The 23,733-nt window shown below is 73.3% G+C and carries 20 protein-coding genes; 15 read left to right on the forward strand and 5 right to left on the reverse strand.

Annotated elements, in window-relative coordinates:
* The first annotated feature begins 13 nt into the window (after positions 1-13).
* Complete coding sequence (locus DDJ31_RS10680) at positions 14-808, forward strand: adenosylcobinamide-GDP ribazoletransferase (protein WP_127180510.1); 795 nt, start codon at positions 14-16, stop codon at positions 806-808.
* A gap of 7 nt (positions 809-815) precedes the next feature.
* On the opposite strand, the gene DDJ31_RS39850 is transcribed toward DDJ31_RS10680, so the two are convergent.
* A complete protein-coding gene (locus tag DDJ31_RS39850) occupies positions 816-1,031 on the reverse strand; it encodes a hypothetical protein (protein WP_127180509.1) in 216 nt (71 codons plus the stop codon).
* A 237-nt stretch (positions 1,032-1,268) separates the two neighbouring features.
* Between DDJ31_RS39850 and DDJ31_RS10690 the strand changes: the two genes are divergently transcribed.
* From DDJ31_RS10690 to DDJ31_RS10720, 7 genes are all read left to right on the forward strand, one after another.
* Positions 1,269-2,780, forward strand: coding sequence for a leucyl aminopeptidase (locus tag DDJ31_RS10690; protein WP_127180508.1), 1,512 nt, complete (start codon positions 1,269-1,271; stop codon positions 2,778-2,780).
* Positions 2,781-3,018: 238 nt separating this feature from the next.
* Complete coding sequence (gene lpdA, locus DDJ31_RS10695; protein ID WP_127180507.1) at positions 3,019-4,407, forward strand: dihydrolipoyl dehydrogenase; 1,389 nt, start codon at positions 3,019-3,021, stop codon at positions 4,405-4,407.
* A gap of 73 nt (positions 4,408-4,480) precedes the next feature.
* On the forward strand, positions 4,481-6,292 hold the full coding sequence (gene sucB / locus DDJ31_RS10700) for a 2-oxoglutarate dehydrogenase, E2 component, dihydrolipoamide succinyltransferase (protein WP_127180506.1): 1,812 nt from the start codon (positions 4,481-4,483) through the stop codon (positions 6,290-6,292).
* A gap of 201 nt (positions 6,293-6,493) precedes the next feature.
* Positions 6,494-7,117: a GntR family transcriptional regulator gene (locus tag DDJ31_RS10705; protein WP_127180505.1), complete on the forward strand. Its 624-nt coding sequence runs from the start codon at positions 6,494-6,496 to the stop codon at positions 7,115-7,117.
* Between the two features lie 259 nt (positions 7,118-7,376).
* Positions 7,377-10,082 carry a pyruvate dehydrogenase (acetyl-transferring), homodimeric type gene (gene aceE / locus DDJ31_RS10710; protein ID WP_127180504.1) on the forward strand — a complete coding sequence of 902 codons (2,706 nt, stop codon included), beginning with the start codon at positions 7,377-7,379 and terminating at the stop codon, positions 10,080-10,082.
* Between the two features lie 71 nt (positions 10,083-10,153).
* The gene (locus DDJ31_RS10715) at positions 10,154-11,128 is read left to right on the forward strand and encodes a helix-turn-helix transcriptional regulator (RefSeq protein ID WP_127180503.1); all 975 of its coding nucleotides are present in this window, start codon (positions 10,154-10,156) and stop codon (positions 11,126-11,128) included.
* Positions 11,129-11,467: 339 nt separating this feature from the next.
* Positions 11,468-11,986 carry a DUF4240 domain-containing protein gene (locus DDJ31_RS10720; protein ID WP_164785140.1) on the forward strand — a complete coding sequence of 173 codons (519 nt, stop codon included), beginning with the start codon at positions 11,468-11,470 and terminating at the stop codon, positions 11,984-11,986.
* A gap of 10 nt (positions 11,987-11,996) precedes the next feature.
* Here DDJ31_RS10720 and DDJ31_RS10725 read toward each other — a convergent pair whose 3' ends face one another.
* Both DDJ31_RS10725 and DDJ31_RS10730 read right to left on the reverse strand, forming a co-directional pair.
* Positions 11,997-12,251: a hypothetical protein gene (locus tag DDJ31_RS10725; RefSeq protein ID WP_127180501.1), complete on the reverse strand. Its 255-nt coding sequence runs from the start codon at positions 12,249-12,251 to the stop codon at positions 11,997-11,999.
* Complete coding sequence (locus DDJ31_RS10730; RefSeq protein WP_346656290.1) at positions 12,248-13,174, reverse strand: peptidoglycan recognition protein family protein; 927 nt, start codon at positions 13,172-13,174, stop codon at positions 12,248-12,250. Before DDJ31_RS10730 ends, DDJ31_RS10725 begins: the two co-directional genes overlap by 4 nt.
* A 189-nt stretch (positions 13,175-13,363) precedes the next feature.
* Here DDJ31_RS10730 and DDJ31_RS10735 point away from each other — a divergent pair, with 189 nt between their 5' ends.
* The gene (locus DDJ31_RS10735) at positions 13,364-14,548 is read left to right on the forward strand and encodes a MarP family serine protease (protein ID WP_127180499.1); all 1,185 of its coding nucleotides are present in this window, start codon (positions 13,364-13,366) and stop codon (positions 14,546-14,548) included.
* 38 nt (positions 14,549-14,586) lie between these two features.
* On the opposite strand, the gene DDJ31_RS10740 is transcribed toward DDJ31_RS10735, so the two are convergent.
* Entirely contained in the window at positions 14,587-15,183 is a 597-nt protein-coding gene (locus DDJ31_RS10740) for a GNAT family N-acetyltransferase (protein ID WP_431028326.1), read from the reverse strand.
* A gap of 62 nt (positions 15,184-15,245) precedes the next feature.
* Between DDJ31_RS10740 and DDJ31_RS10745 the strand changes: the two genes are divergently transcribed.
* On the forward strand, positions 15,246-16,142 hold the full coding sequence (locus DDJ31_RS10745) for a TIGR01777 family oxidoreductase (RefSeq protein WP_127180498.1): 897 nt from the start codon (positions 15,246-15,248) through the stop codon (positions 16,140-16,142).
* Positions 16,143-16,336: 194 nt separating this feature from the next.
* Entirely contained in the window at positions 16,337-17,746 is a 1,410-nt protein-coding gene (locus DDJ31_RS10750) for an NAD(P)/FAD-dependent oxidoreductase (protein ID WP_127180497.1), read from the forward strand.
* 133 nt (positions 17,747-17,879) lie between these two features.
* Here DDJ31_RS10750 and DDJ31_RS10755 read toward each other — a convergent pair whose 3' ends face one another.
* Entirely contained in the window at positions 17,880-19,355 is a 1,476-nt protein-coding gene (locus DDJ31_RS10755; protein WP_127180496.1) for a regulator, read from the reverse strand.
* Positions 19,356-19,593: 238 nt separating this feature from the next.
* Between DDJ31_RS10755 and lipB the strand changes: the two genes are divergently transcribed.
* The 4 genes from lipB (at position 19,594) to DDJ31_RS10775 (ending at position 22,956) form a co-directional block, all read left to right on the forward strand.
* Positions 19,594-20,451 (forward strand): lipoyl(octanoyl) transferase LipB, encoded by an 858-nt coding sequence (gene lipB, locus DDJ31_RS10760; RefSeq protein ID WP_127180495.1) that lies wholly within the window; start codon positions 19,594-19,596, stop codon positions 20,449-20,451.
* 239 nt (positions 20,452-20,690) lie between these two features.
* Positions 20,691-21,656, forward strand: coding sequence for a lipoyl synthase (lipA, locus tag DDJ31_RS10765; protein WP_127180494.1), 966 nt, complete (start codon positions 20,691-20,693; stop codon positions 21,654-21,656).
* Positions 21,657-21,953: 297 nt separating this feature from the next.
* Positions 21,954-22,184 carry an SCO2195 family GlnR-regulated protein gene (locus tag DDJ31_RS10770; protein WP_127180493.1) on the forward strand — a complete coding sequence of 77 codons (231 nt, stop codon included), beginning with the start codon at positions 21,954-21,956 and terminating at the stop codon, positions 22,182-22,184.
* A 70-nt stretch (positions 22,185-22,254) separates the two neighbouring features.
* Positions 22,255-22,956 carry a DUF4191 domain-containing protein gene (locus DDJ31_RS10775; protein ID WP_127180492.1) on the forward strand — a complete coding sequence of 234 codons (702 nt, stop codon included), beginning with the start codon at positions 22,255-22,257 and terminating at the stop codon, positions 22,954-22,956.
* The last annotated feature ends 777 nt before the right edge of the window (positions 22,957-23,733 follow it).

A 23,733-nucleotide genomic window follows, 5' to 3' on the forward strand; every position in this document is an offset into this window, starting at 1 on the left:
ATAATCTGCGCCGATGCCCGCACCCTCAGCCCCGCCCTGGTCCGACGGCCTCCGCTTCGCCTTCGGCACCCTCACCGTCTTCCCGGTGCGGGTCACCCGCTGGGACCGGGACGCGGCCCGCGGCGGCATGCTGGCCGCGCCGCTGGCCGGGGTCGCGGTCGGCGGCTGCGCGGCGCTGCCCGGGGTGCTGCTGCTCGCGCTGGGCGGCGGCCCGCTGCTCGCGGCCGTCGCCTCGGTCGCCGTCCCGGCCGCGCTGACCCGGGGGCTGCATCTGGACGGGCTCGCGGACACCGCGGACGGGCTCGGCAGCGGGAAGCCCGCCGAGGACGCGCTGCGGATCATGAAGCGGTCGGACATCGGCCCGTTCGGTGTCGTCACACTGCTGCTGGTGCTGCTGGCCCAGGTCGCCGCGGTGGCCAGGGCCTACGACGACTCGTGGGCCAGGGGCGCCCTCACCGTCGTCGTCGCGGCGGCCGCGGCCAGGCTCGCGCTCACCCTGGCCGCGAGGGCGGGGGTGCCCGCCGCCCGCCCCGAGGGGCTCGGCGCGGCGGTCGCGGGCACCGTGCCCGTGCCGGGCGCGGTCCTCGCGGCGGCGGTGGTGACGGCGGCAGCGGCGGCGGCCGGCGCGCTGCTCGGGCCGGCCGGGGCGGTGCGCGCGGCCGCCGGGGTGGTGCTCGCCCTCGCCGCCGCCGAACTCCTGCTGCGGCACTGCGTGCGCCGGTTCGGCGGGGTGACGGGCGATGTCTTCGGCGGGCTCGCGGAGACCGCCGCGACGGTCTGCGCCGTCGTCCTCGCGCTGGGCCGCTGAGGGCCCGTCAGCAGGCCCTGCGCCACCCGCCGGGCTCGTACCTCTTCGGCACCGAACTCGGCTTCAGCTCGCGGGACCCGGGGCAGGAGCGGCTGGTCGGGATCTCGTACCCGACGTGGGGAACCGCCTTGTCCGCGTCCGCGGCGGCGCCCCCGGACGGAGCGTCGGTGCCGCAGCCCGTCAGCGGGAGGAGCAGGGCGAACAGCAGAACGGGGCGCTGCACGGGACGGGCTCCGGGCGGTGGGGGACGTACCGTGTGATCATCCCCGGCGTCCGGTGCGCCACAGGGCGGCGGGGTGGCGCACGACGCGCGTAGGCTCGTCGGGAGTGTTCGCCGCACCGGGGAAGGCCCCGCTGAGACCGGATTCAAGTCCAGGTGGAATCGAGGGTCGGCCGCCGGGCCGGTCGACCCACACGTCCGACTCACGCAACTTCACATCGGAAGCGAGATTTCACCACCGTGACTGCTCTCACTCTCAGCACCGCCGCGGCGCCCGGCCTGCGGGCCGACGCGATCGTCGTCGGTGTCGCCAAGGGCGCCAAGGGCCCGGTCGTCGCACCGGGCGCCGAGGCCGTGGACAAGGCCTACGACGGCCGGCTCGCCGGCGTCCTGGAGACCCTCGGTGCCTCGGGCGCCGAGGGAGAGGTGACCAAGCTGCCGGCACCCGGCGGCTTCAAGGCCCCGCTCGTGGTGGCGGTGGGCCTCGGCCCCGAGCCCGAGAAGGGCGCCGGCTACGCCCCCGAGGCGCTGCGCCGGGCCGCGGGCGTCGCCGCCCGCACCCTGGCCGGCGCCAAGAAGGCCGCCGTCGCCCTGCCGGTCGCCGACGCGGCCGACGTCGCCGTCATCGGCGAGGGCCTGCTGCTGGGCGCGTACTCCTTCGACGCCTACAAGGACAACGGCAAGGACGCCAAGGGCCCCCTCGGCGAGGCCGCGCTGCTCGGCGCCAAGCCGCGTGACAAGGAGCACAAGGCCGCCCTCGAACGCGCCACCGCCGTCGCCGAGGAGCTGAACCGCGCCCGCGACCTGATCAACACCCCGCCGAACGACCTCACCCCCGAGGCGTTCGCCGCCGTCGCGCAGACGGCCGCCAAGGAGCACGGCATCAAGGTGCAGGTGCTCGACGTCAAGGCGCTGGAGAAGGGCGGCTACGGCGGCATCCTCGGCGTCGGCGCCGGCTCCGCGGCCGGTCCGCGTCTGGTGAAGCTCTCGTACACCAGCTCCAAGGCGAAGAAGCACCTCGCCTTCGTCGGCAAGGGCATCACCTACGACTCGGGCGGCATCTCGCTGAAGCCCGCCGGGCACAACGAGACGATGAAGTGCGACATGAGCGGCGCCGCGGCGGTCTTCGCGGCCGTCGTCGCCGCCGCGCGGCTGAACCTGGAGGTGAATGTCACCGGCTGGCTCGCGCTCGCCGAGAACATGCCCTCCGGCTCCGCCACCCGCCCCGGTGACGTGCTGCGCATGTACAGCGGCAAGACCGTCGAGGTCCTCAACACCGACGCCGAGGGCCGGCTGGTCCTCGCGGACGCGCTGTGGGCTGCCTCGCAGGAGAAGCCGGACGCCGTCGTCGACGTCGCGACCCTCACCGGCGCGATGATGGTGGCGCTCGGCAGCCGCACCTTCGGGATCATGGCGAACGACGACGCGTTCCGCGCCGCCGTGCACGAGGCGGCCGAGGAGGTCGGCGAGCCGGCCTGGCCGATGCCGCTCCCCGAGCACCTGCGCAAGGGCATGGACTCCCCCACCGCCGACATCGCGAACATGGGCGAGCGGATGGGCGGCGGCCTGGTCGCCGGCCTGTTCCTGCGCGAGTTCGTCGGCGACGGCATCAGCTGGGCCCACCTGGACATCGCGGGCCCCGCGTTCAACGAGGGCGGTCCCTTCGGCTACACCCCCAAGGGCGGTACCGGCACGGCCGTGCGCACCCTGGTGCGGCTCGCGGAGCTGACCGCCGCGGGCGACCTCGGCTGATCCACACGCACCGTCACGGGGCCCCGCGCGCGGGTAGGGCGGGGCCCCGTTCTCGTACCCTCGACCGAACGTGGGACGTCTCACACCCCGGCCCGGCGTCTCTTCCACCTCCGACAAGTGCGAAGATGGGGCTCGGCAGGACAGGGCCCCCATCACAGGGCCGAAGAAAGAGCGGCCGGACACCAGCCGCCGACCGGTCGCCGACGACCGGCGTGGCGCAATGCATGGAGGACGTGACGTGGCGAACGACGCCAGCACCGTTTTCGACCTAGTGATCCTCGGCGGCGGTAGCGGTGGTTACGCCGCGGCCCTGCGCGGGGCCCAGCTGGGCCTGGACGTCGCCCTGATCGAGAAGGACAAGGTCGGCGGTACCTGCCTGCACCGGGGTTGCATCCCCACCAAGGCCCTGCTGCACGCGGGCGAGATCGCCGACCAGGCCCGCGAGAGCGAGCAGTTCGGCGTGAAGGCGACCTTCGAGGGCATCGACGTCCCGGCGGTCCACAAGTACAAGGACGGCGTGGTCTCGGGCCTCTACAAGGGCCTCCAGGGACTCATCGCCTCCCGCAAGGTCACCTACATCGAGGGTGCGGGCCGGCTCTCCTCCCCCACCTCCGTCGACGTGAACGGCCAGCGCGTCCAGGGCCGTCACATCCTGCTGGCGACCGGCTCCGTGCCGAAGTCGCTGCCGGGCCTGGAGATCGACGGCGACCGGATCATCTCCTCCGACCACGCCCTCGTCCTGGACCGCGTACCGAAGTCCGCGATCATCCTGGGCGGCGGTGTCATCGGCGTCGAGTTCGCCTCGGCGTGGAAGTCCTTCGGCTCCGAGGTCACGATCATCGAGGGCCTCAAGCACCTCGCCCCGCTCGAGGACGAGAACTCCTCCAAGCTTCTTGAGCGCGCGTTCCGCAAGCGCGGCATCAAGTTCAACCTGGGCACCTTCTTCTCGAAGGCCGAGTACACCGCCGACGGCGTCAAGGTCACCCTCGCCGACGGCAAGGAGTTCGAGGCCGAGGTCCTGCTGGTGGCCGTCGGCCGCGGCCCGGTCTCGCAGGGTCTCGGCTACGAGGAGCAGGGCGTCGCCATGGACCGCGGCTACGTCCTGGCCGACGAGTACATGCGCACCAACGTCCCGACCATCTCCGCCGTCGGCGACCTGGTGCCCACGCTCCAGCTCGCGCACGTCGGCTTCGCCGAGGGCATCCTGGTGGCGGAGCGGCTCGCCGGCCTGAAGACGGTCCCGATCGACTACGACGGCGTTCCCCGGGTGACGTACTGCCACCCCGAGGTCGCCTCCGTCGGCATCACCGAGGCCAAGGCCAAGGAGATCTACGGCGCGGACAAGGTCGTCGCTCTCAAGTACAACCTGGCGGGCAACGGCAAGAGCAAGATCCTCCAGACCGCGGGCGAGATCAAGCTCGTGCAGGTCAAGGACGGTGCCGTGGTCGGCGTCCACATGGTCGGCGACCGCATGGGCGAGCAGGTCGGCGAGGCCCAGCTGATCTACAACTGGGAAGCGCTGCCGGCCGAGGTCGCCCAGCTCATCCACGCCCACCCGACGCAGAACGAGGCGCTCGGCGAGGCCCACCTGGCGCTGGCCGGCAAGCCCCTGCACGCGCACGACTGACCCCCACCCCCAGTCGTACTCCGTCGATCGCGACGACACAGACTTCCGCAATTCGTAAGGAGCAACCGAAACCATGGCGGTTTCCGTAACCCTTCCGGCGCTCGGTGAGAGCGTCACCGAGGGCACTGTCACCCGCTGGCTGAAGGCCGAGGGAGAGCGCGTCGAGGCCGACGAGCCGCTGCTCGAGGTGTCGACCGACAAGGTCGACACCGAGATCCCCTCGCCCGCCGCCGGTGTCCTCGCCTCCATCAAGGTCGCCGAGGACGAGACCGTCGAGGTCGGCGCCGAGCTGGCCGTCATCGACGACGGCACGGGCGCTCCCGCCCCGGCCCCCGCCGCCGAGCCCGCCGCGGCTCCGGCACCCGAGGCCGCCCCGGCGCCCGCCGCCGAGGCCCCGGCCGCCCCCGCCCCGGCCCCCGAGGCTCCGGCGGCCCCCGCCGCGAGCGGTGGCGCCGAGGGCACCGACGTGGTCCTGCCCGCGCTGGGCGAGTCCGTCACCGAGGGCACCGTCACCCGCTGGCTGAAGGAGGTCGGCGAGGAGGTCTCCGAGGACGAGCCCCTCCTTGAGGTCTCGACCGACAAGGTCGACACCGAGATCCCGGCGCCCACCTCGGGTGTGCTCCTGGAGATCGTCGTCGCCGAGGACGAGACGGCCGAGGTCGGCGCCAAGCTGGCCGTGATCGGCGCCCCGGGTGCCGCTCCCGCGGCCGCCGAGGCCCCCGCGGCCCCGGCCCCGGCGCCCGCCGCCGAGACCCCGGCTCCCGCGCCGGCGGCGCCGGCGGCGCCCGCGGCCCCCGCGGCTCCGGCCGCACCGGCTCCGGCGCCCGCCGCTCCCGCCCCGCAGGCCGCCGCCCCGGCTCCGGCCGCACCGGCGCCCGCCCCGGCGGCCCCGGCCCCGCAGGCCGCCGCTCCCGCCGCCCCGGCCCCGGCGCCCGCCGCGACCGCCGGTGACGACGGTGCCTACGTGACCCCGCTGGTGCGCAAGCTCGCCGCCGAGAACGGCGTGGAGCTGGGCTCCGTCAAGGGCACCGGCGTCGGTGGCCGCATCCGCAAGCAGGACGTCCTGGCCGCCGCCGAGGCCGCGAAGGCCGCCGCCGCTCCCGCGCCGGCCGCCGCCGCTGCCCCGGCCGCCAAGAAGTCCGCGCCGAAGCTGGAGGCCTCCCCCCTCCGCGGCCAGACCGTCAAGATGCCCCGCATCCGCAAGGTCATCGGCGACAACATGGTCAAGGCGCTGCACGAGCAGGCGCAGCTGTCGTCGGTCGTCGAGGTCGACGTCACGCGCCTGATGCGGCTGCGGGGCCAGGCCAAGGACTCCTTCGCCGCGCGCGAGGGCGTCAAGCTCTCCCCGATGCCGTTCTTCGTGAAGGCGGCGGCCCAGGCGCTGAAGGCCCACCCGGTCATCAACGCCAAGATCAACGAGGCCGAGGGCACGATCACCTACTTCGACTCCGAGAACGTCGGAATCGCGGTGGACTCCGAGAAGGGCCTGATGACCCCGGTCATCAAGCACGCCGGCGACCTCAACATCGCGGGCATCGCCAAGGCCACGGCGGAGCTGGCCGGCAAGGTCCGCGCCAACAAGATCACCCCGGACGAGCTGTCCGGCGCGACCTTCACCATCTCCAACACCGGTTCGCGCGGCGCGCTGTTCGACACGATCATCGTGCCGCCCGGCCAGGTCGCGATCCTCGGCATCGGTGCCACGGTCAAGCGCCCGGCGGTCATCGAGACCGAGGAGGGCACGGTCATCGGCGTCCGCGACATGACCTACCTGACCCTCTCCTACGACCACCGTCTGGTGGACGGCGCCGACGCGGCCCGTTACCTGACCGCGGTCAAGGGGATCCTGGAGGCCGGCGAGTTCGAGGTCGAGCTCGGCCTGTAGGCGCCCTCCCCGCAGTGCGTCGATGCCCCCGTCCGGATCATCCGGACGGGGGCATCAGGCTTTCCCGGCGACCCCGTGTGCGCCTCGTCTCACCTGGAGAAAAGCACCCCCACGCGCCCTTCCCGGGGCGCGCTCCGGCCTTATTGTCTAAACGTCGAACGCCCCGGGGGCCGATGGGCGGCCCCTGTCGAAGGAGCCCTCATGACCGCGCCCGTCGTCCACTCGCTGCGCGAACAGATCCGCGAGCACATCGTGGAGGGGATCGTCAGCGGGCGCTGGAAGCCGGGCGAGCGGATCGTGGAGCGGCGCATCGCGACCGAGCTGGAGGTCAGCCAGACGCCGGTGCGGGAGGCGCTGCGCGAGCTGGAGTCGCTGCGGCTGATCGAGTCGGCCCCCAACAAGGGCGTGCGGGTGCGCAACCTGACCGCGGCCGACCTGGAGGAGAGCTACCCGGTGCGGGCGGGTCTCGAGGCCATCGCGGCCGAGCTGGCGGCGCAGCGGCTCGCGTCGGACTGCTCGGCCCTCGAACCGCACGTCGTCGCCCTGTACGAGGCCGACAGGGCCGCCGACGGCACCGGCCAGGTGCGGCACACCGTGGGCTTCCACCGCGAGCTGGTGCGGGCCGCGGGCAACTCGGTGCTGCTGCACACCTGGGAGGGCCTGGGCATCGAGGTGTTCACGGCGCTGTCGATCCGGTGGCTGGGGACCGTGCAGCAGTCGTACGCGGAGGAGCACGAGGAGCTGGTGGCCGCGTTCAGGCGCCGGGACCCGCGGATCGCGGAAATCGTGAAGGCGCACGTCCTCGGCTGCGCCCCGCGCCCCTGACGCAGCCGAGCACCGCCCCGCTCACCTGCGAGAACGCCCGAAATGGACGGCACGGCGTGTCCAGGAGGCAGGCACCGCGTGCCTACTTTCTCGGAATCAAGAGGTTTTACCCTTCAACCCTTTGATCGATCATCGATCAGCGAGTTAGAGTCGCCGACGGGCTTGCACCCGAGCCCTCCGCCCTGTCCTGCCAAAGACAAAGGGCACCCCCGAACCCTTACCGATGAGGGAACCCCCTTCGACTGAGGAAGGCGGCGACATGACCGACCCCAACGCCATCCAGCCGAGCGAGCTCGACCAGCTCCCGGACCGCGACCCAGAAGAGACCGCCGAATGGCAGGCCTCGCTGGACGCGGTCACCAAGGCGGCCGGCCCGCACCGTGCCGCGTACCTGATGCGACGCACGCTGGAGCGCGCGGAGGGCAACGGCATCGCGCTGCCCAAGCTGCTCGAGACGGACTACGTCAACACCATCCCCACCTCCGCCGAGCCGTCCGCGCCCGGTGACGAGGCGATGGAGCAGCGCATCACCGCGTGGAACCGCTGGAACGCGGCGGCGATGGTGACCCGCGGCAGCAAATACGGCGTCGGTGGCCACATCGCCACCTTCGCCTCCGCGGCCTGGCTCTACGAGACCGGCTTCAACCACTTCTTCCGGGGCAAGGAGGCCGACGGCTCGGGCGACCAGCTCTACATCCAGGGCCACGCCTCCCCCGGCATCTACGCCCGCGCCTTCCTCGACGGCCGGCTCACCGAGCACCACCTGGACAACTTCCGCCGGGAGTCGGGCGGCGAGGGCCTCCCGTCGTACCCGCACCCGCGCCGGCTGCCCTGGCTGTGGGAGTTCCCGACGGTCTCCATGGGTCTCGGCCCGCTCTCCGCGATCTATCAGGCGCGCTTCAACCGCTACCTGACCAACCGCGGCGTCAAGGACGTCTCCGCGTCGCACGTCTGGGCCTTCCTGGGCGACGGCGAGATGGACGAGCCGGAGTCGACGGCGGCCCTCGCGCTCGCCGCCCGTGAGCAGCTCGACAACCTCACGTTCGTCATCAACTGCAACCTCCAGCGCCTCGACGGCCCGGTCCGCGCGAACTTCAAGATCGTGCAGGAGCTCGAGGCGCAGTTCCGCGGCGCCGGCTGGAACGTCGTCAAGTCGCTGTGGGGCACCGCCTGGGACGAGCTGTTCGCCCTGGACACCACGGGCGCGCTGGTCCGCCGGCTGCGCCAGGTGCCGGACGCGCAGGTGCAGACGTACCAGACACGCGGCGCCGCCTACATCCGCGAGGACTTCTTCGGCAAGGACCCGGCGCTCGCCGAGATGGCGAAGCTGCTGAGCGACGACAAGATCCTCGACTGTTTCCACCTCTCCCGCGGCGGTCACGAGGCGCGGAAGGTGTTCGCCGCGTACAAGGCGGCCGTCGAGTTCAAGGGCGCGCCGACCGTCATCCTGGCGCAGACCGTCAAGGGCCACACCCTCGGCGAGGGCTTCGCGTCGAAGAACGCCAACCACCAGATGAAGAAGCTCACGGTGGACGAGTTCAAGACGATGCGCGACCTGCTCGAACTGCCCATCCCCGACAGCCGGTTCGTGGACGGCCAGGTGCCCTACGGCCACCCCGGCGCCGACTCCCCCGAGGTCCGCTACCTCCAGGAGCGCCGCGCGGCACTCGGCGGCCCGGCCCCGGCCCGCCGCACCCAGCCGCTGCCCGCGCTGCCCGCCCCCGCCGACAAGGCGTTCGCCTCGTTCGACAAGGGCTCGGGCTCGCAGAACGTGGCGACCACCATGGCGTTCGTCCGGCTGATCAAGGACCTGGTCAGGGACAAGGAGACCGGCAAGCGCTGGGTGCCGATCGTCCCCGACGAGGCGCGCACCTTCGGTATGGAGTCGCTGTTCCCGTCGCTCGGCATCTACTCGCCCAAGGGCCAGACGTACGAGCCGGTCGACCGTGACCAGCTGATGTACTACAAGGAGGCCAAGAACGGCCAGATCCTCAACGAGGGGATCACCGAGGCCGGTTCGATGGCCGACTTCATCGCCGCTTCGACGTCGTACGCGACGCACGGCGAGGCGATGATCCCGTTCTACATCTTCTACTCGATGTTCGGCTGGCAGCGCACGGCCGACCAGATGTGGCAGCTCGGCGACCAGCTCGGCCGCGGCTTCCTGGTCGGCGCGACCGCCGGACGCACCACGCTGACCGGCGAGGGCCTCCAGCACGCCGACGGCCACTCCCCCGTCATCGCCGCGACCAACCCGGCGGCGCTCTCCTACGACCCGGCGTTCGCCTACGAGATCGCGGCGGTCGTCAAGGACGGTCTGCGCCGGATGTACGGCGAGGCGGCACCGGGCGAGGACCCGAACGTCTTCTACTACCTGACCGTCTACAACGAGCCGATGCCGCAGCCGGCGAAGCCGTCGGGTCCCGGTGTCGACGAGGGCATCGTCAAGGGCCTGTACCGGTTCAACACGGCGGAGTCGGCCGGTCTGAACGTGGCCGCGGCCAACGCCCCGCGCATCCAGCTGCTCGGCTCGGGCACCGCGATCCACTGGGTCCTCCAGGCGCAGAAGCTGCTCGCCGAGGAGTGGGGTGTGGCCGCCGACGTGTGGTCCGCGACCTCCTGGACCGAGCTGCGCCGGGACGCCCTCGAAGCGGACGCGGCCCTGCTGCGCGGCGAGGAGCGGGTGCCGTACGTACGGCAGGCGCTGCACGGCGCCGAGGGCCCGGTGCTCGCGGTCTCCGACTACATGCGCCAGGTCCCCGACCAGATCGCGCAGTGGGTCGAGCAGGACTGGTCGTCGCTGGGCGCGGACGGCTTCGGCCTCTCCGACACCCGGGACGCGGCCCGCCGCCACTTCGGTGTCGACGCCCAGTCGGTCGTCGTCGCGGCCCTGGCGCAGCTGGCCAGGCGCGGTGACGTGAAGGCGACCGCGGTGAAGGAGGCCAGGGAGCGCTACGGCCTGTAGCCGCCCCGCGAGCCGTACGACGAGGCCCCGCCCGGATCTTCCGGGCGGGGCCTCGTTGCATGATGGGCCGTATGCGCGCTGCCCGCCTCATCAAGATGGTGCTGCTCCTCCAGTCGAGACCCGCCATGACCGCCGCCGAACTCGCCCGTGAGCTGGAGGTGTCGGAGCGGACGGTGACCCGGGACGCGCAGGCGCTGTCGGAGGCGGGGGTGCCGGTCTACGCGGACCGCGGGCGCGGCGGCGGCTACCGGCTGGTCGGCGGCTACCGGACCCGGCTGACGGGGCTGGCGCGCGGTGAGGCGGAGGCGCTGTTCCTGTCCGGGGTGCCGGGCGCGCTGCGCGAGATGGGTCTCGAGGACGCGGCGTCCGCGGCCCGCCTGAAGGTGTCGGCCGCGCTGCTGCCGTCGCTGCGGGACGCCTCAAGGACGGCCGCGCAGCGCTTCCATCTGGACGCCCCGAACTGGTTCGCGGAGCCGGGGACGCCCCCGCTGCTGCCCGCGGTCGCGGACGCGGTCTGGGACGACCGCGGGATCACCGCCCGCTACCGGGGCCGGGAGGCGGGGGTGGAGGTGGAACGGGAACTGGAGCCGTACGGGCTCGTGCTGAAGGCGGGCGTCTGGTACCTGTGCGCGCGGGTGGCGGAGACCTTCCGGGTGTACCGGGTCGACCGGTTCACGGCGGTCGAGGCGCGGGAGGAACGGTTCGCCCGGGACGCCGAGTTCGATCTGCCCGGCTTCTGGGAGGAGCGGGCCGCGCAGTTCGCCCGGTCGATCCTGCGGGACGAGGTGGTGGTGCGGCTGTCGGCGGAGGGCGTGCGCGCGCTGCCGCACGCCGTCGACCCGGTGGCGGCCCGGGACGCGCTGGCGTCCGCCGGGCCGCCGGACCCGGCGGGCCGGGTGACGGTGACGCTCGGCGTGGAGTCGCAGGAGGTCGCCCACGCCCAGCTGACGGCCCTGGGACCGGAGGCGGAGATCCTCTCCCCACCCGCCCTGCGCGCCCGCTTCACGGAGGACGCGGCCCGGTTGCGAGGACTGTACGAGGGGTGAGGGGCGGCGGGGGGGCGGGGACGCGAGGCTGCTCGGCGGGGGGGGAGAGAGAGCGTGAGGGTGCGCGGCGGGGCGGAGTTGAGGCTGGGGTGAGGCTCGGTTGCTCGGTTGCTCGGCGGCTCGGTTGCGCGGTTGCGCGGTTGCGCGGTGATGGGCCTCGGCCCGTGACGGTGAACGGACACCGGTCGGGCGGGGCCGGGGCGTGGGCCAGGTGGTGGGCCCGGTGGTGGTGGGCCGATACCGGCGTGCGGGACGGCCAGGGGGCGCGGTGTTCCGGTGATAACAATCCGCCGCACTCCGCGTGCGCCCCACCCGCCCAGGACGGATGCTGGACCCGTGATGGACGAGACGGAGTTCTGGGAGCTGGTGGACGCCACCCGCGAGGCCGCCGAGGGCGACCCCGAGGAGCAGAGCGACCTGCTCGTGGAGCGGCTGCTGCGCCTCGACCCGGAGCAGGTGCTCGACTTCGCCCGGCACTTCGAGGCCCGCTTCAACCGGGCGTACACCTGGGACCTGTGGGGCGCGGCCTGGGTGCTCCTCGACGGCGCGGGCGACGACGTCTTCGACTTCTTCCGCTGCTGGCTGATCGGCCAGGGCCGCGAGGTGTACGAGGGCGCGGTGCACGACCCGGACGCGCTCGCCGAACTGCTGCCCGACTTCGACGAGGAGATCGACGGCGACGGCGAGGAGCTCGGCTACGCGGCCGACGAGGCCTACGAACAGCTCACCGGTGACGTCGCCCCCGACCTCGGCATCGCGCCCGCGCCCGCGGAACCGGCGGGCGCCCCCCTCGACTTCGAGGACGACCGGGTGCTCGCCCAGCGCTTCCCGGCGCTGTGGGGCCGCTTCCGCGACTGACCGGCGGGCCTCAGCAGGGCGTGCCGGGAGCTTCCTGGGCCGCCGCGCGGCGTCGGGTGGTGTCCGAGGGGAGGTACGCCTGGTTCTGTTCGGCCTTCACGGCGTGGTGCAGCGGGGCCGCGTTGGCCTGGTCGAGCGCGGACGCGGTGGCCGCGGCCGGGCCGAGGACCACCGCGACGACGGCGCCGAGCACCGCCCACGGCTCGCCCGTGACCCGCGTGCGGCCCGCCGTCTCCTCCGAGGACCCCGTACGGCTGCTGTTCACGTTCCCCACCTCCGGTCGGCTTCGATGTCACTGACGGTAGGAGCCGGAGTTCTCAGGACTCTGCGGGCCGGCTGTGGCGTTCCTGTGGAAGGTGCCGGGCCGGTCGGGCCCCGCCGGCCCTGGAGTCCGGCGGCCGCCTCGCGCACGGCGGGCAGCCTGGCCATCAGGGCGGCGCCAGGACAGGTGGTCGCGTAGCCGTCCTGGTGACCGGCGAGCGCCGGCAGGACGGCCTCGTGTCCCGCCGGGTAGAGGCTGAGGTCGTTGCTGGAGACGAGCCGGGCGACGCCCCGCGGGTCGACGTCGGCGAGGCCGAGCTTCCAGGCGGCCAGCGCGGCGATCGCGTCGGTCATCGCGCGCGGCACCTCGGCGCCCGCGGTGAAGGTGCCGATCGCCGCGACGCCGGTGGTGCGGTGGTTGAAGCCCTGGGTGTGGGCGCCGGTGACGGGCCGGTCGACGCCCCCGGCGCGGCCCTCGTAGACGGTGCCGCAGCGGTCGACGAGAAAGTTGTAGCCGAGATCGTCCCACTGCCGGCCGCCGGTCTGTCCCGAGTACAGGTCGCGGACGATCCTGGGGGTGTCGGCGCAGTCGTAGCCGTTGGGCGTGTCGGTGTGGTGGACGAAGACGGCGACCACCTTGTCGTCGTAGCGCGGTGGCGGCTGGGCGTGCCGGGTGAAGTCGTCGAGCCAGGCCGAGCGGGGCACCACGCGTGGCTCGGGCGCGGTGTGCGGGGCGGGCCGGGTGGTCGGCTCGGGGGGCGTGCGGCGCGGGCGGGTGCCGTCGCCGCCGCAGGCGCTGAGCAGCAGGGCGAGGACGGCGGCGAGCACGGGCAGGCAGCCGAGCAGGAACGGGCCGGCGCCGGATATCCGGACCGGCCGCCGGCTCCTGGTCCGGCCGCCGCCTGACGCCCTTCGGAGCACGCGCATGGTCCCACTCTCGGGTCGATCGGCGCCGTCCGCGATGTGTGCTGTGCCACCCGGTGGAACCATCGTCCTGGTCCGAGACGTTTCTCCCGGTGCACGCGCGCGTGGCCGGTTCCCTGACCCGCACGCGCGCGTGGCTGATCACTGGCGACGCCCCGCCCGTACTGAGGGGTCCGAGAGAAAGGCGGCTCCGTGGATCTGCTCGACGTCCTGTTGTTGCTGGTGGTGGTGGTCTACGCGGCGTCCGGCTACCGGCGCGGCCTGGTGGCCGGGTGTGTGTCGCTGGCCGGTTTCGTCGGCGGCGCGGTCGTCGGTGTCTGGGTGCTGCCGTGGGTGATGGACCTGGTGACGGCCGGCACCCGGGCGGCGACGGTGACCGCGGTGCTCACCGTGCTGGTGCCGGCCGTCGTGGGGCACGAGCTGGCGGGGCGGCTGGCGCTGCGGCTGCGCCGGGAGCTGGACCGGGGGCCGCTGCGGGTGGCGGACGGCCTCGGCGGCGCGGCGGCGAACTCGGTGGCGGTGCTGATCGTGGCGTGGGTCGCGGCGAGCGTCCTCGGGGCGTCCTCGTCGTCGCTGGTGACGTCGGCGATCCGGGACTCGCGGGTGCTGGGCGCGGTGCAGGACGTCATGCCGGACACCACGCCCGTCTGGTTCTCGCGGGCCACCTCGGCGCTGAGCGAGGCGGGGTTCCCGCAGGTCTTCAACCCCTTCGAGAACGAGTCGACGGCGGAGGTGGCGAAGCCCTCGGGCGACAGCGTCACGGCCGGGGCGACGGAGGCGGCCAGGCGCAGCACGGTGAAGGTCGAGGGGGTCTCGGGCGACCAGGGGCGCGAGGGCAGCGGGTTCGTGTACGCGCGGGAGCGGGTGATGACCAACGCGCACGTGGTGGCCGGGATCGACGCGCCGACCGTGCGGGTCGGCGGGGTGGGGCGGTCCTATCCGGCGCGGGTGGTGCTGTTCGATCCGCAGAAGGACGTGGCGGTGCTCTTCGTGCCGGGTCTCGACGCGCCGGTGCTGCAGTTCGACGACGACGCGGGGCGCGGCGACGCGGCGGTGGTGGCCGGCTATCCGCAGGACGGCGGTCTGGACCTCCAGGCGGCGACGGTCGCCCAGCGGGTGCGGGCGACCGGGCAGAACATCTACAACGACGCCATGGTGACCCGGGAGATCTACTCGATCCGCTCCACGGTGCGGCCGGGCAACTCGGGCGGGCCGCTGCTGACCACGGACGGCCGGGTGTTCGGCGTGGTCTTCGCGCGCTCCACGTCGAACGCCGAGACGGGCTATGTGCTGACGGCGGCCGAGGTGGCGCAGGACGCGAGGCGGGCGGCGTCCGCGACGGCGGCGGTGGACACCGGGCCGCTGATCACGTCCTGAGCGTCCGGCCCCCGGGCGTCAGGCCGGGGCGCCGCCGGTCACAGGGCGCACCCCATGAGGACGTCGTCGACGTAGGCGCCGTCCAGCAGGAACTCGCCCGGCAGCACGCCCTCCACGGCGAACCCCTCGGACGCGTAGAGGGTGCGGGCGGGCGTGTTGTGCCCGAGGACGCGCAGGGTGAGCCGGCGTGCGCCCTGCCTCCTGGCCTCCTCGCGGGCGGCCCGCAGCAGGGCCCGCCCGACGCCCGCGCCGCGCGCCTCCTCGGCGACCAGGAACCCGAGGATCTGCCGGACGTGCGCGTTGCAGGCGAGGGAGGTGGGAAACCCGAGCCTGACGTATCCGACGACCCGCCGGTCACGTCCGGCGGCTCCGACAGCTCCGTCGGGTCCGGCGGCTCCATCGGGTCCGGCGGCTCCATCGGGTCCCGCGGCTCCGTCGGGTCCCGCGGCTCCGTCGAGTTCGGCGACCAGGTGGTCCCTGGGGCCGAACCGCTCGGTGAAGAAGGGCGGGTACGGCGGCTGCGGACGCGGCTGTACGGCGTGCAGCGGAGACCAGGCGATCCGGTCGAGACGGCTCAGGGTCTCCTCGTCCGCGGGGACGGCGTGGCGTATGTACGGCTCCGGCATGACGGTCACCCTACGTCGGAGTGCCCGGGTGCCGACGGGGTGTTCCTGGCCGCCGCGCGCAGAATGGGCCCATGGAACCTTCGCGAGTGGTGGTGGCCGGCGCGTCCGGGCTGATCGGTGGCGCCCTGGTGCGGTCTCTGACCGCCGACGGGCACGAGGTGGTGCGGCTGGTGCGCAGGGCGCCCAGGGGGCCCGACGAGGTCCGCTGGGACCCGGAGGCCGGGCGGGTGGACGCGGCGGGGCTCGCCGGGTGCGACGCGGTGGTGAACCTGGCGGGCGCCGGGGTGGGCGACCACCGCTGGACGGACGCGTACAAGACGCGGATCAGGGAGAGCCGGGTGCGCGGCACGACCGCGCTGGCCGAGGCGGTCGCCGGGCTCGACCGGAAGCCGCGGGTCTTCGTGAACGGCAGCGCGGTCGGCTACTACGGCGAGACCGGTGACCGCGCGGTGGACGAGGGCGCGCCCGCGGGCGAGGGCTTCCTGCCGTCGGTGTGCGTGGCCTGGGAGGGTGCGGCGGACCCCGTGCGGGAGGCCGGGGTGCGGACGGTGTTCGCCAGGACCGGGCTGGTGGTGGACCGGCACGGCGGCGCCTGGGGGCGGCTGTTCCCGCTGTTCAAGGCGGGGCTCGGGGGGCGGATGGGGGACGGACGGCAGTACTGGTCGTTCATCGCGCTGCACGACGAGGTGGCGGCGCTGCGGCACCTCATCGACTCCGACGGTCTCTCGGGGCCGTTCAACCTGACCGCGCCCGCCCCGCTGACCAACCGTGAGATCACCGCGGCGATGGGCCGGGTGCTGCGCAGGCCGACGCTGTTCGCGGTGCCCGCGCCGGTGCTGCGGACCGTGCTGGGCGAGATGTCGGGGGACGTGCTCGGCAGCGCGCGGGTGCTGCCGAAGCGGCTGCTGGAGTCCGGGTTCACGTTCGCGTTCCCGGACATCGAGGGGGCGATCAGGGCGGCCGGCTGAGCCTCGCGCGGCGCCGCCCGCGCCGTCCCGCGACCTGTATGCGACCGGCATGCGACCGCCGTGCGTCCGTGCCCTGTCGATGCGCGACTTCCGTCGGCCGATCACACGCCTACCCTCGACCCGAACTCGGGTATTCGACAAGCCAGTTGGGGGGCACACCTCCGCACTGGCCGCTCAATCGCGAGGAGGGGCACGTGCTTGAGCCCGCGTACCAGGCGGACGTCGTCGTCGTGGGAGCCGGAGTCGCCGGACTCTCCGCGGCACATCGTCTGATCAGCGCAGGAGTGACGACCGCGGTCCTGGAGGCCGCACCGTGCCCGGGAGGCAGGATGTCGACCGACAAGGTCGACGGGTTCCGCCTCGACCGGGTCGGGCAGCTCCTGTCGACGGCGTATCCCGAACTACGTCTGACACCCGGTCTGAACGCGCTGGTGCTGCGCCCGTTCGCGCCGGGAGTCCTGCTGCACGGGGACGGCCGGCACCACCGGGTGGGCCCGCCGGCCAACACCCGGGGCGCACGGGGCGCACTGAACGTGGCGCGCGCTCTGGCGAGCGCCCCCCGGTCACCGTCGCTACCGCGCGGGCGCTCCGGCGGGCCGCTCGGCACGGCCGTGGACCAGGCCCGGCTGGGCGCGGCGCTGGCCCGCTTCGCGGGGCTGCCGGTCGAACGGCTGCTGGCCCGCCCCGAGTCGGCGGCGGGGCCCGCGCTCGCCTCCCGGGGGCTGCCCACCCGGGCCGTCGAGGGCTTCCTGCGTCCGCTGCTGGCCGCGCTGCTGTGCGACCCGGAGCTGACCACGTCGAGCCGGTGCGCGGACCTCGCGCTGCGCTCCTTCGCCTCCGGCCGGCTCTGCCTGCCGGAGGGCGGCGCGGAGACCCTGCCCGAGCTGCTCACCCGGGCGCTGCCCGCGGGCACCGTGCGCACCGGGGTGCGGGTCACCTCCGTCGCCACCAACACCGTGACGACGGCGGAGCACGGGACGTTCCGGTGCCGCGCGGTGCTGGTCGCGACGGACGCGCGGGCCGCCGCCGAGCTGCTGCCGGGGCTGCGGGTGCCGCGGTTCCACCCGGTGACGGTCGTCCACCACACCACCGACGAGGCGCCCGACACGGGGGCGTCGCTGCTGCTGGACGCGGACCGGGGCGGGCCTGTGGCGCACACGGCCGTGGTCAGCCGCGTCGACCCGTCCCGGGCGCCGGCCGGCCGCGCGCTCGTCACCTCGACGGTCCTCGGCACTCCCCCGCCGGACGTCGACACCGCCGTCCGCGCCCATCTGGCCCGCCTCTACGGCACCTCGACGTCGCGCTGGGAGACCCTCGCGGTCCACCACACCGCCGAGGCGGTCCCCTCGATGCGGCCCCCGCACGACCCGCGGCGCCCGGTGCGGCTCCTCGCGGGCCTGTACGTGTGCGGCGACCACCGGGACACCAGCTCCGTCCAGGGCGCGCTGCACTCGGGGCACCGGGCGTCGGCGGCGATCATCAGGGACCTCGGCGCGTCCGGCTCCCTCAACCGGGCGGACCCGCCGCGCGCCACCCCGCAGCCCGAGCCGCTGGCCCCGGCCCAGGAACCCACGGAATCGGCGGAACCGGCGGAAGCAGCCTGAGCGGGACGGGAGGCCGCGAGGACGGAGGCCCGGCAGCGGACGCCGGCGGGCGCCCGGACGCGGACGGGGGCCAGGACCGGTCCACCTGGCCCTGGCCCCCGTCGCGTCGCGCGGACCGGTCCGCCGGACGGCGTCAGCCGAGGGCCGCCACCTTGTCGCGGTAGCCGCGCACCGGCGCCGCGTCCTTGTACGGCTCCAGACGGCGTTCGAAGTCCCTGACGTACTCGACGGCCCGGACCGAGCGCATCTCGGCCGCCTGGCCCGCCGCCTCGGCGCCGAGCTGGCAGGCCTGGTCGAGTTCGCCGAGGCCGAGCCTGGCGGTGGCCAGGACCACCCGGCAGAACAGCCGGCTGCGGGCGAAGGCGGGCGCCCGCAGTTGCAGGGAGCGCTCCGCGTGCTGGGCCGCCGCGCGGTACTGCTGGAGGTCGCGGTGGCAGTGCCCGAACTCGTCGGCGAGCTGCGCCTCGTCGAAGAACCTGGCCCAGTACGGCACCTCGTCCCCGGTGCGGGACGTCTCCAGGGCGCGTTCGGCGCGGACCAGCGACGCGGTGCAGCTGCGCACCTCGCCGAGCACCCCGTGCCCGCGCGCCTCCACCGCGTGCAGCAGCGCCTGCACGACCGGCGGCGCGTTGGTCCCCACTCCCTGCTGCGCCACCCGGGCCAGCTGGACGGCCTCCCGGCCGTGCCCGAGGTAGACGGCCTGGCGGCTCATCGTGAGCAGCACGTAGGAGCCGTACGCCCGGTCCCCGGCCGCCTGGGCGAGCCGCAGGGACTGCACGAAGTACCGCTGCGCGAGCCCGTGCGCGGCGATGTCGTACGACGTCCAGCCGACCAGCCTGGTCAGGTCGGCGACCGCGCCGAACAGCCGCCGCCCGGTCTGCTCGCCGTAGCTGCCGCGCAGCATCGGCTCGCACTCGTGCTCCAGGTAGCGCACGAGGGCCTGGCGGGCGTGGCCGCCGCCGTACATGTCGTCGAGGGTGCGGAAGAGTTCGCCGACGGAGCGCAGCGCGGCGATGTCCCCGCCGGTGACCTTCTGTCCCGGGCCGCGGTCGCCGGGCGGACGCGGGCGGTGCGGGGGGCCGCCCGGCTCGGGCGGGGCCGGGAGCCGGGCGGCGCCGGGGCGGCCCTGGGCGGGCACCCGGACGAGCGGCTCGCCGTGGGCGACCTTGTCGTCGGGCCTGCCGATCAGCCAGTCCCGGCTGGGCACCACGAGCCCGGCCGGGGTGAAGGCGATCTTCCGCAGCTCGGCGTGGCTGCCGGAGTCCTTGCGCCACAGGCCGCTGACGATGTCGACGGCCTCCTCGGGCGTACCGGCGAACTCCAGGCCCGCGTAGACCGGGGCGCAGGCGTCGAGGCCGAGGTCCTGGGCGGTGAGCCGGCGGCCGAGGCGGCGGGTGAAGACCTCGGCGATCAGGGCGGGGGTGGTGCCGCGGGGCTGCTGGCCGCGCAGCCATCGGGTGACGGAGGTCTTGTCGTATCTGAGGTCGAGTCCGTGTTCCAGGCCGAGCTGATCGACCCGACGGGCCAGACCCGCGTTGGAGAAGCCCGCTTCTGCGATGAGCGCGGCGAGCTGGCGGTTGGGAGTGCGCTGCGCGGGTCGTTCCGTCATCGGCGGTGCGGTCTCCTGCCTTCCGGACACGCGAAGTGCCGGGATTGCCTGTGAGCAGCCCCTTTTGGGCCCACGAACGGCGCGAATGTAGCGGAGAGTGCACGTACCGTCGCACACTTCCTCGCCCATTCATCCGATCGTGTGAGGATTGGCACCAGGGCTGACGTACACCGGCCGGACGTACAGTGGCGTGGGCGGGTCACAGACCTGACACCGGTTCACCGAGGAGGCGCTTGCCGTGAGTGGGTTGCGGTTCGTCCGCATGGGATTCGGCGCGGAGGCCGTCGAGTACCAGGAGGCGTGGGACGAGCAACGCCGGGTGCACGCGGCCCGGTTCACCGACGAGGTGCCGGACACCGTGCTGCTCCTCGAACACCCCCCGGTGTACACGGCCGGCCGCCGCACCGCGGACAGCGAGCGCCCGCTGGACGGCACCCCGGTCGTGGACGTCGACCGCGGCGGCAAGATCACCTGGCACGGCCCCGGGCAACTGGTGGGCTACCCGATCCAGAAGCTGCCCCGCCCGGTGGACGTGGTGGCGCACGTGCGCCGTCTCGAGGAGGCGCTGATCCGCGCCTGCGCCGAGTACGGCGTGCGGACCAGCCGGGTCGAGGGCCGCAGCGGGGTGTGGGTGCTGGGCGACCCGGTCGAGGACCGGCCGGCCGCGGGAGGGCTCTCCCTCGACTTCGACCCGCGGCTGACGGACGACGAGTTCGACCCGCGCCTCGACGGCCCCGAGTACGCCCCGTCCAACGCGGGCCAGCGACGCGAGGACCGCAAGATCGCGGCGATCGGCATCCGGGTCGCCAAGGGCGTCACCATGCACGGCTTCGCCTTCAACGTGAACCCGGACAACCGCTGGTTCGACCGGATCATCCCGTGCGGCATCAGGGACGCCGGGGTGGCGTCCCTGGCGAACGAGCTGGGCCGCGACATCACCGTCGAGGAGGTCCTCCCGGTGGTCGAGCGCCATCTGCGGGACGTCCTGGAGAACGCGGAACTGAAACCGCGCGAGACCGGCGGGGCGGTGGTGCGGAGCGCGGTCCCAGGACCGGCTCCGAGCGCCGCCGTCCCGAGCGGCACGCCAGGCACCTGACGACGCCGGCCGACCACGACACCGGCCGACCGCATCGCCGGGCGACCGCATCGCCGGGCGACGGCGCCCGGCGCCGGTCCTGGCGGACGGTGCTCGACGACTTTGAGGACCAGGCCCCTGGGGGCCGCGGCGGGGAGCGGGGCGCGAGCCCCGGCGGAGGGGCGAGCACCGCCTCCGGCCCACCGAATCGACGGGCGTACCCTTGGGATCGCCGAAGAATCAATCGCTAGGGAGCGGTCGTGTCCGCAGTCTCACCCGACGGACGCAAGATGCTGCGCCTGGAGGTCCGCAACAGCCAGACCCCCATCGAGCGCAAGCCCGAGTGGATCAAGACCCGGGCGAAAATGGGCCCCGAGTACACGAAGATGCAGGCGCTCGTGAAGAGCGAGGGCCTGCACACGGTCTGCCAGGAAGCCGGCTGCCCGAACATCTACGAGTGCTGGGAGGACCGCGAGGCGACCTTCCTGATCGGTGGCGACCAGTGCACCCGCCGCTGCGACTTCTGCCAGATCGACACCGGCAAGCCCGAGGCCCTCGACCGTGACGAGCCCCGCCGGGTCGGCGAGTCCGTCGTCACGATGGACCTCAACTACGCCACCATCACCGGCGTCGCCCGCGACGACCTCGCCGACGGCGGCGCCTGGCTGTACGCGGAGACGGTCCGCCAGATCCACGCGCAGACCGCGGGACGCGAGGCCGGCCGCACCAAGGTCGAGCTGCTCGCACCCGACTTCAACGCGGTGCCCGAGCAGCTCGCGGAGGTCTTCTCGTCCCGCCCCGAGGTGTTCGCGCACAACGTCGAGACGGTGCCGCGGATCTTCAAGCGGATCCGCCCCGGCTTCCGCTACGACCGCTCCCTGAAGGTCATCACGGCCGCCCGGGACGAGGGCCTGGTCACCAAGTCGAACCTGATCCTCGGCATGGGCGAGACCCGTGAGGAGATCAGCGAGGCGCTGCGCCAGCTGCACGAGGCGGGGTGCGAGCTGATCACCATCACGCAGTACCTGCGCCCGACCGTGCGCCACCACCCCGTGGAGCGCTGGGTCAAGCCGCACGAGTTCGTGGAGCTGAAGGAGGAGGCCGAGCAGATCGGCTTCTCCGGCGTGATGTCCGGCCCGCTGGTGCGCTCCTCGTACCGCGCGGGACGGCTGTACCAGATGGCGGTCGAGAAGCGCGGCACGTACATCGCGGCGCAGGCGGTCTGACCGCCCGCCCCGGCCGGGACGGCGGTCCGAGCGCCCGTCCTGGTCCGGGCTGCGCGACCGGCACACGGGCCCATCCCGTGTGAATTCGCGCACAAGATACTACCGGACAGTAATAGCCGTACCGACGCGGCCCTGACCGTCCCCGCTGATGGGGGCGTCCGTCAGGGCCGCGTCAGCCTTTCGGCCCCGCGCGTCAAGGTTTCATTCCTGTTTGACCGGTCGGTCACGCCCTGGTAACACCAATCAGTGACGCTGGACTCACGCCACACACAGCCGCTCCCAGAGGGGACTCCCGCCATGCAGGCCGCGCCCGTTCGCGCCACCGCCATCCCGTCCTTCACCGACGCCCTGCGGGCCGTCGAGTCGCTGCTGATGAGCGGCGGCCAGCGCACCGCCCGTCGCAACGCGTGGACGTCCGTCCTGGAGGACCGCCGCCGCGCCAAGGACCGCGTCGAGGCCCAGCGCGTCATCGACCAGACCCTGGACAGCCACCTGGCCCCCGTCGCGCCCTTCTCCACGCGCCCCTGAGGCGGCCCCTCACCCTTCCCTCCGGGCACTGCCGTCGATCGCGCTCCCGGGGCCACGTAGACTTCTGCGCATGGCGAGGAAGGAAACCGCAGCGGACGCTGCGAACCCCGGGCGACTGAAGCAGATCGCCCTGACCTACAAGATGACCCGCAAGGCCGACAAGAAGATCGGTCTTGTACTCGCGGCTGTCGGAATCGTCACCTTCGGTGTCTTCCTCGCGATCGGTTTCTTGATCGGGCACCCCATCTATCTGGGCATCCTTGGCCTGTTCCTCGCGCTGCTCGCTACGGCGATCGTGTTCGGACGCCGGGCCGAGCGGGCCGCCTTCGGGCAGATGGAGGGCCAGCCGGGCGCGGCGGCGGCCGTGCTGGACAACATCGGACGGGGCTGGTCCACGACCCCGGCGGTGGCGATGAACCGCAGCCAGGACGTCGTGCACCGGGCGGTCGGCAAGGCCGGCATCGTCCTGGTCGCCGAGGGCAACCCGAACCGGGTGAAGGGCCTGCTGGCGGCCGAGAAGCGGAAGATGGCCCGCATCGTGGCGGACGTGCCGGTGCACGACGTGATCGTCGGCACGGGCGAGGGTCAGGTCCCGCTGAAGAAGGTGCGGACGACCATGCTGAAGTTCCCCCGCGTCCTCACCGGCCCGCAGGTCACGGCGACCAACGACCGGCTGCGCGCGATGGGCGACCTGATGAGCAACATGCCTCTGCCGAAGGGGCCCATGCCGAAGGGCATGAAGCTCCCGAAGGGCGGCCCGAAGGCCCGCTGACGGCGAGACACCCACACGAGGGGGGCCGCCCGGATCACTCCGGACGGCCCCTTTCCCTTGTGCTGTCCGTCTCTTTCACCGGCCGCAGGAACCGCAGGGTTCCGAGCGGGCAACGTATTGCCTGTCGCCGTTCTCGTCCGTTGTCCACACGTCGGCGCGCGACCCGTCACAACCGGGGGTCGGGCAAGAGATATTCTCTCGCACCTCGGGCATTTCCAGGCTCCTTCGCTTCGATGGAACGACAGAACTGGCATGCCTTCTTTGTGATCCGGATGAGTCGACCCCGCTGGTTATAGACGTACTCGTCCTGCACCGACCCCTGACAATGCCTCGTGGCGCAGGGAGCCGACCCCATGAGGGTCGATCCCGGCTGCGCCCGGATGGTGCTCGCCGTGCATTCCAGGCAGGGGAAGGGGTGGATTCCTGAGTCGTTCTCGACGTACGCGATTGCCTCTGGAGCATGGCAATCGGGGCAGGTGCCGGCCATGGTTGGCTACTCCTCGTTGAACCCGAACGGGCGATGTACGGCCAACGACCGTGCCCCCCGCTGGTTACCCTCGGCCGACACCAGCAGGTCTGCCCCACGCCCTACCGGGATTTCTCACAACGGGGAGTTCTTCGAACAGTCGACCGTCGGGCGGGGTAGGCAGAGGTGCCGGTCACCGGTGGCACGGACGAGAATTCGGTTCCGGCCGGATCGAAAAAACCCCCCTCCAGAAGGAGAGGGTTTCTGCCGTCCCAGGTCACGGCGACCGACGACCGGCTGCGCGCGACGGG

Origin of the sequence: Streptomyces griseoviridis, from assembly GCF_005222485.1 — a bacterium.
GTDB classification, from domain to species: Bacteria; Actinomycetota; Actinomycetes; order Streptomycetales; family Streptomycetaceae; genus Streptomyces; species Streptomyces hintoniae.